Raw genomic sequence first — 13,649 nt, forward strand, 5'->3', positions numbered from 1 at the left:
CTGGATCGCACTTTTGGCATCCCTCCCCCCCCTCAATTGATCTAGCGCAACTCCCACGGGGATAAATAATTATCCATTTTACCCATTTGGTATTATCCCCCCGAGCAATTGCATAAACACCGATTTATATGCAGCCATAACAATGGATCGGCCTGCCATGCCCGTCGATGATGAGCACAGATGTCCACACCAAGATGGAACGGTCAGGCCCGACATGGACTTTTATCTGGGAGTGATGACCGTGGGTTCATATGACAAGCTATTTCGACCAGGACTGGCAGCCCTGCTGCTGACCGCCCTGCTGGGCGCTGGCAGTCTGGCACAGGCGGCCGACGAGGCACAAAGCAAGGGCAAGATCGAGGCGCGCAGCGAGCTGTTCGCCAAGGATCACACCGATCAGTTCACCAGCTGGAAAGGCACCAGCGAGAGCCGCGAGCGCACCGACGCCCTGGCGGAAGATCCGCAGATGGTGGTGCTCTGGGCCGGCTACCCCTTCTCCAAGGATTACAACAAGCCGCGCGGCCACTTCTATGCGCTGACCGACGTGCGGGAAACCCTGCGTACCGGCGCCCCCAAGACTGCCGAAGACGGTCCGCTGCCCATGGCCTGCTGGAGCTGCAAAGGCCCGGACGTGGCCCGCGTCATCGACGAGAAGGGTGAGGATGGCTACTTCAAGGGCATGTGGGCAAAAGGCGGACCGGAGATCGTCAACACCATCGGCTGCGCCGACTGCCACGACACCGCCTCGAAAGAGTTCAAGGAAGGGAAACCCGCCCTGCACCTCTCCCGTCCCTATGCCGACCGGGCCATGACCGCCATCGGCAAGCCGTTCAAGGAGCAGGGACGCTTCGATCAGCAGTCTCAGGTGTGCGGCCAGTGCCACGTGGAGTACTACTTCAGCGGCCCCACCAAGGCGGTGAAATTCCCCTGGGACAAGGGTACGACTGTTGAGCAGATGGAAGAGTATTACGACGAGATTGGCTTTGCCGACTGGACCCATGCCCTCTCCAAGACCCCCATGCTCAAAGCCCAGCATCCGGAGTACGAGACCTGGCGCGCCGGCATTCACGGCCAGAACAACGTCGCCTGCGTCGACTGCCACATGCCCAAGGTGCAGAACGAGCAAGGCAAGGTCTACACCGACCACAAGGTAGGCAACCCCTTCGATCGCTTCGACCAGACCTGCCGCAACTGCCACACCCAGAGCAAGGAGATGCTGCAAGGGGTGGTCAAGCAGCGCAAGGACGCCGTCACCGAAATCAAGCTCAAAGTCGAGAAGCAGCTGGTGCACGCCCACTTTGAAGCCAAGGCCGCCTGGGATGCCGGTGCCACCGAGGCCGAGATGAAGGACATTCTGCAGGATATCCGTCACGCCCAATGGCGCTGGGACTTCTCCATCGCCTCCCACGGGGTGCAGATGCACGCCCCGGAAGTGGCGCTGCGCATGCTGGGAACCGCCCTGGACAAGGCCGCCGACGCCCGCACCAAGCTGGCACGCCTGCTGGCCGCCAAGGGGATCAGCCACGAGATCGCCATTCCTGACATCTCCAGCAAGGAGAAGGCCCAGGCCGCTCTTGGGATGGACATGAAGCAGATGAACAGCGACAAGGCCCAGTTCCTCAAGACCACAGTCCCCGCCTGGGATGCCGAGGCCAAAGCGGCCGGACGGCTCGCACAATGACGAGGCATGCGGGCCCGCAGTGTCGGGCCCGCAGCCGGATGGAGGCTTCCTATGGGTGATTTAACAATGGATTTCTTACGACTGATGCTGATGGCAGCCATGCTGCTGACCAGCCTGCAGGGCCAGGCGGCCGATGCGGCAACCGCCCCGGCACCTACTACACATGAAGTGGAATTTCTGCGCAGTGCCGACAAGGCCTGCACCGACTGCCACAAGGAGCAGGTCGAAGGCATGCACGGCAAGCACGGCCAGGCGACCAACCCCAACAACCTGGCGCCGGTAACCTGCACCAACTGCCACGGTCAACCCTCCCCCCAACACCGGGAAGGGGTCAAGGACGTGATGCGCTTTAGCGACAGCTTCAATGACAAACAGAGTACCGAGCGCTACCCCATCGCCGAGCAGAACGGGGTCTGCATGAGCTGTCACGAGCCCAAAGTGCTGCGCGAGGCGCTCTGGGCCCACGACGTGCACGCCACCAAGCTCACCTGCACCAGCTGCCACCAGCTGCACCCGGCCAAGGAGCCCATGGTGGCTATTCCGGAGAAGTCTCGCATCAAGCTCTGCGTCGACTGCCACAGCAAGCAGCATGAGGCCGTCAAGGCGGCCAAGGCGAACACCACCTCGGGCAAGGAGGTACCATGAGCTGCTCTCGCCGTCACTTCATGGCGGGGATGAGCGCGGGGGCCCTCATCATGATGACAGGGCCGACTCGCTCCCTTGCTACCCCCCTCGCCCACAGCCAGACCATCGACGGGGTCCGCTTTGGCATGCTCCACGACGAGACGGCCTGCATCGGCTGTACCGCCTGCATGGATGCCTGCCGGGAGGTGAATCAGGTGCCAGAGGGGGTCTCGCGCCTCGAGATCATCCGCTCCGGCCCCATCGGCACCTTCCCCGATGCCGAGTACCACTTCTTTCGCAAGTCCTGCCAGCACTGCGACAACGCCCCCTGCGTGCACGTCTGCCCCACCGGTGCCTCCCATATCCGCAAGGAGGATGGCATCGTCGACGTCAACCCGGATCTCTGCGTTGGCTGCATGTACTGTCTGGCTGCCTGCCCCTATCAGGTGCGCTTTATCAACCCTGTGACCAAGGTGGCCGACAAGTGCGACTTTTGCCGCAAGACCAACCTGGCGGCGGGCAAGGAGCCGGCGTGCGTGGAATCCTGCCCCACCAAGGCGCTGGTGTTCGGCAATCTGGATGACCCGGACAGCCCCATCGCCAAACGGCTGGTAAAGGAGACCACCTATCGCTACAAGCAGGCACTCGGCACTTCGCCCAAGATGTACCGCGTGCCCAAAGGGGAGATAAAGTCATGACGATGCAAGAGGCATTTCACTTCCCTTCCCTTGTGTGGGGATTTGTCCGATCGCCATCTACCGCAGTAACAGAAGGAGGAATGGATCATGTTGCATGATGCATTTCACTTCCCCTCGCTGGTGTGGGACTGGCCCATAGCCATCTACCTGTTCCTGCTCGGCATCTCCGCCGGGGCCACCACCCTCTCGGTGCTGCTGCGCCGCAAGGGAGCCGGCAGCGAGAGCGGCATCATCAAGGCGACTGCCATTCTGGCGCCGGTGAGCGTGGTGCTGGGGTTACTGATCCTCATCTTCCACCTGGCCCGCCCCTGGACCTTCTGGAAGCTGATGTTCCACTACCAGTTCGACTCCGTGATGTCGATGGGGGTCATGCTGTTCCAGGTCTACATGGCGGTGCTGTTTGCCTGGCTGGCGGTGGTGTTTCGGACCGAGATCGAGACCTTGCGCCGTCACCTGCTGCAAGAGAAGTTCGCCTTTGTGGATAATCTCATTGCTTGGCTTGCCCGCATCGAGCGGCTACTGGCGCCACTCTTGCTGCTGCTTGCCGTGCTGTTGGGGGCCTACACCGGCTTTCTGCTGTCGGCGCTCAAGACCTATCCGCTCTTGAACAACCCGGTGCTGCCGGTGCTGTTCCTCATCTCCGGCGTCAGCTCCGGCATCGCTTCCACCATCTTGCTGGCGGTGACGATCTTCAAGGAGAACCATCACAGCCAGGGGGTGAGCTTCGTGCATCGCTTCGAGCGGCCGGTGCTGGCGGTGGAGGTGTTGCTGCTGGTCTGCTTCTTTACCGGCCTCTACTTCGGTGGCGGCCAGAAGGAGGCCGCCATGTGGGCCGCCATCGGCAGCGGCTTCTGGGCTCAGGTGTTCTGGCTCGGGGTGGTGGGCATCGGCATGCTGCTGCCCCAGTTGCTGACCCTGCTAGCCCCCGCGCCGCTGCGGGCCAAAAACGGCTATCTGGTGCTGGTCTGCAGCCTGACCCTGGTGGGGATCCTGCTACTGCGCTACTTCGTGCTCTATGCCGGTCAAATGACTGTCGTATAACGGTATGATCACCAGCGCCAGCAACCTTCGGGTGACTGGCGCTTATTTGTTGTCGAGTCTGTGGATGTTATCCCCCAGCGCCGGTACGGTGCAGGCGCTGCGGCATAACATAGACGAATGATTGACTGGAGGTTGTGTGCTGGCGGAGCTCGGCTATCTCTCACTGTTGCTGGCGACCGGGCTCGCCCTGCTGCAAGGCACCCTGCCCTGGCTGGGATTGCGGCTCGCCTCACGCCTGCTGCTGGGCTGCGCAAAGCCGCTGGCCATCCTGGTCGCGCTCCTGCTCGGGGCAGCCCTGCTGCTGCTCGCCAGCTGTTTTGGCCAGGATGACTTCACCCTGGTCTATGTGGCCCAGCACGCCAACAGCGCCCTCCCCCTTGGCTTCAAGCTGGCGGCCGTGTGGGGCGGCCACGAGGGCTCCATGCTCTTCTTCGTCTTTGCGCTGGGGCTGTGGGGCGCCCTGGTGGCCCTTTGCTCCAGGCGGGTCGATCCGCTGATCACAACCCGGGTATTGGCCATCATGGGGCTGATCGTCGGGCTGTTCGGCCTCTATACCCTGATCTTCTCCAGCCCGTTTGACCGTCAGTTCCCGGGGCCGCTGGAGGGGCGCGATCTCAACCCCATGCTGCAGGATATCGGCCTCATCATCCACCCGCCCCTGCTATATCTCGGTTACGTCGGCTTTGCGGTCAACTTCGCCTTCGCCATGGCGGCGCTGCACTCGGGTCGGCTCGATGGCGCCGTGGCCCACTGGAGCCGCCCCTGGGCGCTCGGCTCCTGGGTGTTTCTCACCGCCGGCATCGTGCTGGGCTCCTGGTGGGCCTACTACGAGCTCGGCTGGGGCGGCTGGTGGTTCTGGGATCCGGTAGAAAACGCCTCCCTCTTGCCCTGGCTGCTCGGCACCGCCCTGCTGCACGCCCTGGTGGTGTGCGAGAAGCGCGGCGCTTACGGCCACGCCGTGTTGCTGCTCTCCATCTTTACCTTTTCACTGAGCCTGCTCGGCACTTTCGTGGTGCGCTCCGGGGTGCTCACCTCGGTGCACGCCTTTGCGGTGGACCCCAGCCGCGGCCTCACCCTCTTGTTGCTGCTCGGCTTGCTATTGACCTGCGCCCTCACCCTGTTTGCCCTGCGGGCGGATATTCGCGCCCCCTATGCCCGCTTCGGTTTCTGGTCAAAAGAGGGGCTGCTCGGCGCCGCCATCCTGCTGCTTTGCGTGGCCTGCGCCAGCGTGTTGCTCGGCACCTTCTACCCCATGGTGTTCAAGTCGCTCCATCTGGGCTCGCTCTCGGTAGGCGCCCCCTATTTCAATACCATCTTCGTGCCGCTGGCCCTCTGCCTGATGGCGCTCATGACCCAGCTGCCGCGCCTGCGCTGGCAGCATCTGGCAGCCCAGCGCCGCATCAAGGTGCTGCTTCCATGCCTGCTCGGCCTGCTGGGGGGCGCCTTGCTGAGCCTCGCCTATCCCGAGCCGCTGCGGGCAAGCTGGCTGGGGCTCGCGGCCAACGTGCTGAGCCTCTGGCTGATGGCCAGCCTGCTGCTCCCGCTCTTGCAACCGGTCGCCCTGCGCGAGCTCACCCTCAATCGGTTCGGCAGCCTGCTGGCCCACCTCGGGGTGGCGGTGTGCGCCCTCGGCATTGCGCAGGTGAGTCACCACAGTCAGGAGGGGGGCGCGGTACTCGCCGCAGGCCAGCCCTATCGGCTCGGCGCCTTCGAGTTTCGCTATGAGGGGAGCGAGCCGATCATCGGCCCCAACTACACCGCCGAGCGCATCACGCTCAGCGTGCATAAGGACGGTAAAGAGGTGGCCAGGCTGACCCCGGAGCGGCGTCACTACAGCGTGCGCACCATGAACATGAACGAACCCGGGATCAAATGGGGATTGCTCGGCGATCTCTACGTGGTGCTTGGCGAGAAGATGGGACCCGGCGCCTATGCCATGCGACTGCACCATAAGCCGCTGGTGCGCTGGATCTGGCTCGGTGGCCTGTTGATGATGACGGGCGGCGCCCTGCGCCTGCTCGCCCGCCGGCCGCTGCTGGCCCCTCGCCAAAGCTCGGCAAGCTCGCCCCGCCCCCTGCTCAATCAGGAGCCATCATGAACGCCCGTCTGCGCCTGTTCGTGCCGCTCGTGCTCACCCTGGGGCTCGGCGCCCTGCTCTGGCTCGGCCTTGGCAACAACCCCTACAGCCAGGATGAGGCCGTCGCAGGGCGCACTCTGCCCGCCTGGCTGAGTGACGATCTGTTTGGCGGCGCCCCCATCCACACTGCGGCACTCAAGGGGGAGCCCTTCGTGCTCAACGTCTGGGCCAGCTGGTGCCCCAACTGCCGCGCCGAGCATCCTCTGCTAGGTGAGCTGGCCAGCGCCGTGCCCCTCTATGGCCTCAACTACCGGGACAAGGGAGATACCGCCCGCGCCTGGCTCATCGAGGCGGGCAACCCCTATCGCGCCGTGCTGGCCGACCCCGACGGCCGACTCGCACTGGAGCTCGGCGTCTACGGCACGCCGGAGACCTATCTCTTCGCCGGCGACGGTACCCTGCTGACCCGCCATACCGGCCTGCTCACCCGGGAGATCTGGCAACGCCAGTTTGCCCCCCTGCTTGCAAAGGCCCGCAGCAACATCGCCAGCCAGCCCGAAGTGGAAAGTGAAGCGGAGAGAGAAGTAGAGAGACAAGTGCAGGAGAGCAAGCCATGAACCGTCTCGGCCACGCCCTGATCGCACCGCTCTTGCTGGCCTTGAGCCTCGGGGCCCTTGCCAGCGGGGTCGACACCTATGAGTTTCGCCACCCCGAGCGGCAGACCCGCGCTCAGGAACTGGCCCGCGCCCTGCGCTGCCCCCAGTGCCAGAACCAGAACCTGGTGGAGTCCAACTCCCCCATCGCCCGGGATCTGCGGCTTGAGGTCTACCGCTGGGTGGACGAGGGACAGTCTGATGAGCAGGTGATCGCCCGCATGACGGAGCGCTTCGGCGATTTCGTGCGCTACGATCCCCCCTTCAAGCGCAGCACGGCGCTGCTGTGGGGCGGCCCCGCCCTCTTGCTGTTGTTGGCGCTCCATAACCTGCGCAGGAGCCTGCATCGCCGGCAACCGGCGCGGGTGCCGCTTGTCGGCGACAGAGCAGAGGGGATGCTCGCCCACGATCCCAGGGCCGAGCTGAACCGGCTGATCATGGCCGAGCAGCAGGCGGGGCTTTCCCCCCACAGCCGCCTCTACCGGGAGCTGGAGCTGGCCCGCCTCGCCAACGCCACCCCAACCGCCGAGCAGGCCCTGCGCGAGCGGCTGGTAAGAGATCGCACCGCTCGTCCGCAGCTCTGGCTGCGCACCTGGATACTGCTTGGGGGCCTGCTGCTGGCGCTGATGGCCGGTATTTATGCTGGCACCGGCCGCTATCAGGCGTGGCTGGCTTATCAGTCGCGCCCCGATCCGCTGGCGGGATTGAGCCCGCGGGATCTGCAGGACAAGGAGCTGGGCGCCTTGCACCAGCGCCTGCAAGCCAACCCCGCCGATCTCGACGGCTGGGCGGCGCTCGGACAGCTCTATCTCTATCGGGACGAGTACGACAACGCCCTGCTCGCCTACCAGCGTCTCGCCCTGCAAGAAGGGGGCGCCAGCGCTGCGACCCAGGCCGCACAGGCTACCGTGCTCTACTATCAGGCGGGCCAGCAGCTGACTCCCGAGGCAACCCGCCTGCTGGAGAGCGCCCTCAAGCAGGACAAAGGCGAGGTGAGCGCCCTGATGCTGCTCGCCTCCGATCACTTCCTGCACGGTCGCTACTCCCAGGCCATCGCCCTCTGGCAGCAGTTGCTGGACGAGGAGCGCCCCCGCATCAATCGGGCCGCGTTGATCCAGGCCATTCAGACCGCGCGGATGATGGGAGGATGACGCGGGGCAAAACGGCGATAATGCAGCGGGCCATCTTCCCTGCCGGGCGCCGTTTTTATCGCCATGGTCGCCATGAACAACCTTTTCATCATCCCAAGGCGCCGAAAGGTGCAAAAAGAGTCGTCATCTCGCCCCTCGCCAGCATATAGTGCGCCCCCGTAGTGGCGTGTCTGGCATGGCCTGACAGGCTTCTATGACTCCCTTTTGCGGGCCCAATAGCCCCGATGCGGGGGATTTCAAGGTGCGCTGGCCCATAAAATGGAAATATCCGGCCACCAGACGTTGTGAAGCGTCAATTACCGTCATATAACTTAGCCAAATGTCCCTGTGAGTCGTAGTAGAGTCAAATCATGAACCTTCGTCCTTTTCTTCCCTTGCTGCTCGGCGCCTTCCTCCTTCCCGCCAGCATGGAAAGCGCCCATGCCAACCCGTTTTCTGCGACCTCTTCTTCCACCAACAGCCTGCTCGAACCCCGCAGCAACCTACCGCTGAGATCCGATGCCTACGTGGTCGTCAACCCGAAAACCGGCGAGACCCTGGCAGAGCGCAACGCCAACCGGGTGATGTCCATCGCCTCCATCACCAAGCTGATGACAGCGCTGGTGGTACTGGATGGCAATCAGCGCCTCAACGAGACCCTCACCGTCACCATGGATGACGTGGACAGACTCAAGGGCACCGGGTCGCGCCTCGCGGTGGGCTCGCGTCTGAGTCGCGCCGACATGCTGCACATCGCCCTGATGTCCTCTGAAAATCGCGCCGCCTCCGCATTGGGACGGCACTACCCGGGTGGTCGCAAAGCCTTTATCGAGGCAATGAATGCCAAGGCCCGCATGCTCGGCATGTGGAGCACTCATTTCGCCGACAGCACCGGGCTCAACCCCCGCAACGTCTCCACCGCACACGATCTCGCCAAACTGGCTGCTGCCGCATCCACCTACCCGCTGATCCGCCAGTACACCGCCTCCGAGCAGCGTCTGGTACGCAACGGCAAGCGCCAGCTGCACTACCTCAACTCCAACCGCCTGGTACGGGAAGGAAGCTGGCCCATTCTGGTCTCCAAGACCGGTTATATCCGCGAGGCGGGGCGCTGCCTGGTGATGGGAACCCGGGTCAACAACGAGCCCGTGGTCATGGTGCTGCTTCACGCCAACACCACGGATGAACGGGTCGCCGATGCCAGAAAGATCAAGAGCTGGCTGGAAACCTCGGGCCGCATGACCCTGACGGCGCAGTCCACTCCCCAGCCCAGGCTCTTCAGCAGCCAGTAACGGCTACGAGAACAAGGGCCCCCGAACCGGCAGGTTCGGGGGCCTTTTTCATGAGTGGCAATCCCCCCCTATTGCCTCTTTCTGCTCTCCCAGTGATCCCGACCGTATGGTGCTTCGTTAAGGAGGCAGAGAGAAACCAAGGGCATCAACAGGGCCGCCACATGCACCTCAAACCCCATCTACCCGAGAAGATCTGTCCCGTCTGCCTGCGTCCTTTTGCCTGGCGGCGCAAGTGGGCCCGCTGCTGGCAGGAAGTGCGCTATTGCAGCGAACGCTGCCGTCGTCGGAAGGAGCACCCCTGATGGAGCTGCGCCTCATTCTCGGGGATCAACTGAACGCGGGTCACAGTTGGTTTCGCACGCAGGATGCCGCTGTCTGCTACCTGATGGCGGAGCTGCGCCAGGAGACGGACTACTGCCGCCACCATCGCCAGAAGGTGCTCGCCTTCTTTGCCGCCATGCGCGCCTTCGCCGCCGCCCTCACCAAGGCGGGCCACCGGGTCTGCTACCTGACTCTCGATGAGAGCGCCCCCTGGCCCGATTTGCCGAGCTTGCTGGCGGCCCAGCTCGAAGCGTATCAGGCCGAGCGCTTCGCCTGGCAGAGCCCGGACGAGTGGCGCCTTGCAAGCCAGCTGGCGCACTGGGCGGCAGGCCTGGCCATCCCGACCGCTGAGGTGGACAGCGAACATTTTCTCACCCCCCGCGATGGCTGGCGACGCTACCCCCACAGCCGGATGGAGTTCTTCTACCGCGCCCTGCGAAAGCAGTACCGGGTGTTGCTCGATGAACGCGGCCAGCCCCTTGGGGGGCGCTGGAACTTCGATGCCGAGAATCGCGCCAAATTGCCGGCGAGCCAACCCATCCCGGCGCCCCTCACCTTTGCCAACGAGGTGAGCGACATCGATGCCATGCTGACCCGCCACGGCGTCGCCACCATTGGCAGTGCCGATGCCGACGCCCTGCCCTGGCCCGTCACCCGGCGCCAGAGCCGCGCACTGCTTGAACACTTCCTTGCACACTGCCTGCCCCACTTCGGCCGCTATCAGGACGCCCTGAGCGAGCGGGGCTGGAGCCTGTTCCACAGCCGCTTGTCGTTTTCCATGAACAGCAAGATGCTCCATCCCCTCGAGGTGATCCGCGCCGCGCAAGCTCACTGGCAGGCCAATCAGGCCACCATTTCCCTGGCGCAGGTGGAGGGATTCATCCGCCAGATCCTCGGCTGGCGCGAGTTTGTCCGCGCCCTCTACTGGGAAAAGATGCCCGAGTATCGGCGCACCAACTTTCTCGGGGCCGAGCGACCCCTGCCCGGTTTTTTCTGGAATGGAGAAACCAGCATGGCCTGCGTGCGTCACGCCATTCGACAGTCTCTGGAGCACGCCTATGCCCACCATATCCAGCGGCTGATGGTGACCGGCAACTTCGCCCTGCTGGCGGGGATCCACCCTGACGAGGTGGATGCCTGGTATCTGGGCATCTATGTGGACGCCATCGAGTGGGTGGAGCTGCCCAACACCCGCGGCATGAGCCAGTTTGCCGATGGCGGCCTGATGGGCAGCAAGCCCTACGCCAGCAGCGGCGTCTATCTCGAGCGGATGGGCCACTACTGCAAGGGGTGTCACTATCAGGTGAAGGCCCGCAGCGGGCCGGACAGCTGCCCCTTCAACAGCCTCTATTGGCACTTTCTCTGGCGCAACCGGGACAAACTTGGCAACAACCCTCGCCTCGCCCTGCCCTATGCCAACTGGGATGGCCAAACCACAGAACAGCAGCAAGCCATCCTGACGACAGCAGAGCATCATCTGCTCCACCTGGAGCGGCTCTGAATCGACCGGATTTCATGCCAGAAAGTGAGCAAATGACAACATTTAGAACCAGTTAACAGAATGTGAATAGCGATAACCACCAATGACATCGACACCAGTTGAATATCCTGTGGCGGCTGATTAAGGTGGAGGCCCCAGTCAAGGAGAGACAAGATGGACATAGTGGTACTCGGTGGTGGCGTGGTCGGTGTGACCAGCGCCTGGTATCTGGCCAAGGCCGGTCACAAAGTGACCCTGCTGGAGCGGCGTGACGGGGTGGCCCTTGAAACCAGCCATGCCAACGCGGGTCAGATCTCCCCGGGTTATGCTTCCCCCTGGGCTGCCCCCGGCATTCCCCTCAAGGCCGCCAAATGGCTGCTGCAAAAGCACGCCCCCTTCACGGTGCGGCCCACCTCGGACCCCTTCCAGCTGCGCTGGATGCTGAAGATGTTCGCCAACTGCACGCCGGCGGCCTATGCGGTCAACAAGGGGCGCATGGTACGGCTGGCCGAATACAGCCGCGACTGCATGAAGCAGTTGCGGGGCGAGCTGGCGCTCGACTACGAAGGGCGCCAGCTCGGCACCCTGCAACTGTTTCGCAGTCAGGCCCAGCTCGATGCCAGCCAGCGCGATATCGCCGTGCTCGAGGAGTACGGCGTCCCCTATCAGTCTCTGAATGCCGACGGCTGCGAGGAGGTCGAGCCCGCCCTGGCAAGGGTGCGTGGCAAGGTGGTGGGGGGCCTGCGCCTGCCGGGAGATGAAACCGGTGACTGTTTCCGCTTCACCCAGGCCCTGGCGGACGAGGCCCGCAAGCTCGGGGTGAGCTTCGTCTTCAACTGCGCCATCGACGAGGTCGAGATCGCGAAGGGACGCGCCGTGGCGGTCCGTGCCGGCGAGCAGCGCTTCCAGGCCGACGCCATCGTCTGTGCCCTCGGCAGTTATGGCACCGGCTTCCTGCGCCCCCTCGGAATTGAGCTCCCCGTCTACCCGGTCAAGGGGTACTCCCTCACCCTGCCGATGACGGATGCCGAGGGCGCCCCGCGCAGCACTGTGCTGGACGAGACCTACAAGGTCGCAATCACCCGCTTCGACGAACGGATCCGGGTGGGCGGCATGGCCGAACTCTCGGGCTTCAACCTGGCGCTCAACCCCAGACGCCACGATACCCTGGCCATGGTGGTGAGGGATCTCTTCCCCCAGGGGGGAAATCTGGAGCAGGCCACCTTCTGGGCCGGGCTACGCCCCATGACGCCGGACGGCACACCCCTGGTCGGCCCAAGCCCCATCCCCGGGCTCTGGCTCAATACCGGCCACGGTACCCTGGGCTGGACCATGGCGGCAGGATCGGGCCAGTTGCTCAGCGATCTCATCTCGGGCAATACCCCGGATATCAGCGACGAGGGGCTCACCCTGGCCCGCTACGGCTAGGCGTTGGCCACCCGTCTGTGCAAGTCTGCGAAAAAAGAGGGCGTGCCTGGCACGCCCTCTTTTTTCTTGCCCCCCTGGCTATGACGACACCGGGGTCGCCTCCTCGCTCGTCAGTCCGGGTTTCAGGGCCAGCGTGAAGAGCGCCGCCACCATGTCGGACTGGGTGATGATGCCCACCAGCTGCTCCCCCTCCACCACCGGCATGTGGTGCAGCCCCCCGTCGGAGAAGGCCTCCACCAGGTCGTAGAGAGGCTGGTAGCGCCGCGCCGTCTGCACCTCCCGGGTCATCAGATCCGCGACCTGCTGCTGCTCGAGGGCCTCCTTCGCCCTCGGCTGGTGACCCGCCCGGTCGATCATCAGGTCGTGCAGGGTGATGATGCCGACCAGCCTCTCCCCCTCATCCACCACCGGCAGCGCCTTGATCTGGTGGTGGGAGAGCAGATGCCACGCCTCCATGGCGAGCGCCTGTGGCGTCGTCACGACGAGATCCCGCGACATCACATCCTGGCACCGTACCGTCCCCACTCGCCCCCGCAGGGCGTGAAGCTGGGCCTCCTGCAGCAGCTCCTGCAGATCCTGGCGGCTGATGTCCAGCAGCTCCCCGTGTTTTTCCAGGGCAAAGTCGATGTCCTGAGTGGCGAGCCGGGCACTCGGCTGGGGATCCGCCGTCTGGTGGCGATTGGGCGCCGCCTTGCCGCCATGGGGATAACGACGCCCCAGGGCGCGGTTGTAGAGCAAGCCCAGACTCAGCAGCAACAGGGAGTTGAGCAGCACCGGCAGCAGCACGTAGCCGACCCCGAGCGCCCGGATCCCCTCGCCGCCGATGACGGCGGTCAGGGCCACGGCGCCGCCGGGCGGGTGCAGGCTGCGGGTGAGGAACATGGCGGCGATGGCCAGCATCACCGCCAGGGCCGAGGCGATAGCCATGTCCGGCACCAGGTTCGCGCTCAATACCCCCATCAGGGCCGAGACCCCGTTGCCCACAAGGATGGACCAGGGCTGGGCCAGGGGGCTGGCCGGGGCGGCAAACAGCAGCACGGCGGAGGCCCCCATGGGGGCGATGAGCCAGTGCACCTCGAGCCCCAGCCCCCAGCGACACAGCAAGGCGGTGCCGAGCAAGCCGATGAGGGCGCCAAGGGCGCCGTAACAACTCTCTTTGACGCTGGTATTGGTCGATACCGGCAAAAAATCCCTGAACTGCATGGTGCTCCCGCTGGCGATAAC

At 64.3% G+C, this 13,649-nt stretch carries 12 protein-coding genes; 11 read left to right on the plus strand and 1 reads right to left on the minus strand.

Annotated features, from left to right (window positions below):
• Positions 1-235: 235 nt before the first annotated feature.
• The 11 genes from nrfA (at position 236) to PG879_RS05810 (ending at position 12,425) form a co-directional block, all read left to right on the plus strand.
• A complete protein-coding gene (gene nrfA / locus PG879_RS05760) occupies positions 236-1,681 on the plus strand; it encodes an ammonia-forming nitrite reductase cytochrome c552 subunit (RefSeq protein WP_104453292.1) in 1,446 nt (481 codons plus the stop codon).
• A gap of 51 nt (positions 1,682-1,732) precedes the next feature.
• The gene (nrfB, locus tag PG879_RS05765; protein WP_041211523.1) at positions 1,733-2,326 is read left to right on the plus strand and encodes a cytochrome c nitrite reductase pentaheme subunit; all 594 of its coding nucleotides are present in this window, start codon (positions 1,733-1,735) and stop codon (positions 2,324-2,326) included.
• A complete protein-coding gene (locus tag PG879_RS05770) occupies positions 2,323-3,003 on the plus strand; it encodes a 4Fe-4S dicluster domain-containing protein (RefSeq protein ID WP_039041283.1) in 681 nt (226 codons plus the stop codon). The genes nrfB and PG879_RS05770 overlap by 4 nt, the downstream gene beginning before the upstream one ends.
• An 87-nt stretch (positions 3,004-3,090) precedes the next feature.
• Positions 3,091-4,044 (plus strand): cytochrome c nitrite reductase subunit NrfD, encoded by a 954-nt coding sequence (gene nrfD / locus PG879_RS05775; protein WP_201985385.1) that lies wholly within the window; start codon positions 3,091-3,093, stop codon positions 4,042-4,044.
• A gap of 136 nt (positions 4,045-4,180) precedes the next feature.
• A complete protein-coding gene (gene nrfE, locus PG879_RS05780; RefSeq protein ID WP_201985383.1) occupies positions 4,181-6,142 on the plus strand; it encodes a heme lyase NrfEFG subunit NrfE in 1,962 nt (653 codons plus the stop codon).
• Positions 6,139-6,738 (plus strand): DsbE family thiol:disulfide interchange protein, encoded by a 600-nt coding sequence (locus PG879_RS05785; protein WP_201985382.1) that lies wholly within the window; start codon positions 6,139-6,141, stop codon positions 6,736-6,738. Before nrfE ends, PG879_RS05785 begins: the two co-directional genes overlap by 4 nt.
• Entirely contained in the window at positions 6,735-7,925 is a 1,191-nt protein-coding gene (nrfF, locus tag PG879_RS05790; RefSeq protein ID WP_270829891.1) for a heme lyase NrfEFG subunit NrfF, read from the plus strand. Before PG879_RS05785 ends, nrfF begins: the two co-directional genes overlap by 4 nt.
• 350 nt (positions 7,926-8,275) lie before the next feature.
• Positions 8,276-9,196 (plus strand): serine hydrolase, encoded by a 921-nt coding sequence (locus PG879_RS05795; RefSeq protein WP_029314613.1) that lies wholly within the window; start codon positions 8,276-8,278, stop codon positions 9,194-9,196.
• A gap of 161 nt (positions 9,197-9,357) precedes the next feature.
• Positions 9,358-9,498 (plus strand): DUF2256 domain-containing protein, encoded by a 141-nt coding sequence (locus PG879_RS05800; protein WP_080768040.1) that lies wholly within the window; start codon positions 9,358-9,360, stop codon positions 9,496-9,498.
• Positions 9,498-11,018 (plus strand): cryptochrome/photolyase family protein, encoded by a 1,521-nt coding sequence (locus PG879_RS05805; RefSeq protein WP_270829892.1) that lies wholly within the window; start codon positions 9,498-9,500, stop codon positions 11,016-11,018. Before PG879_RS05800 ends, PG879_RS05805 begins: the two co-directional genes overlap by 1 nt.
• Before the next feature lie 153 nt (positions 11,019-11,171).
• A complete protein-coding gene (locus PG879_RS05810) occupies positions 11,172-12,425 on the plus strand; it encodes a D-amino acid dehydrogenase (protein WP_052815444.1) in 1,254 nt (417 codons plus the stop codon).
• Positions 12,426-12,503: 78 nt separating this feature from the next.
• Here the strand turns inward: PG879_RS05810 and PG879_RS05815 are convergent, their stop codons facing one another.
• Complete coding sequence (locus PG879_RS05815; protein WP_270829893.1) at positions 12,504-13,628, minus strand: HPP family protein; 1,125 nt, start codon at positions 13,626-13,628, stop codon at positions 12,504-12,506.
• Between the last annotated feature and the right edge of the window lie 21 nt (positions 13,629-13,649).

The sequence above is a fragment of the Aeromonas sp. QDB63 genome, assembly GCF_027707425.1.
GTDB classification, from domain to species: Bacteria; Pseudomonadota; Gammaproteobacteria; order Enterobacterales; family Aeromonadaceae; genus Aeromonas; species Aeromonas caviae.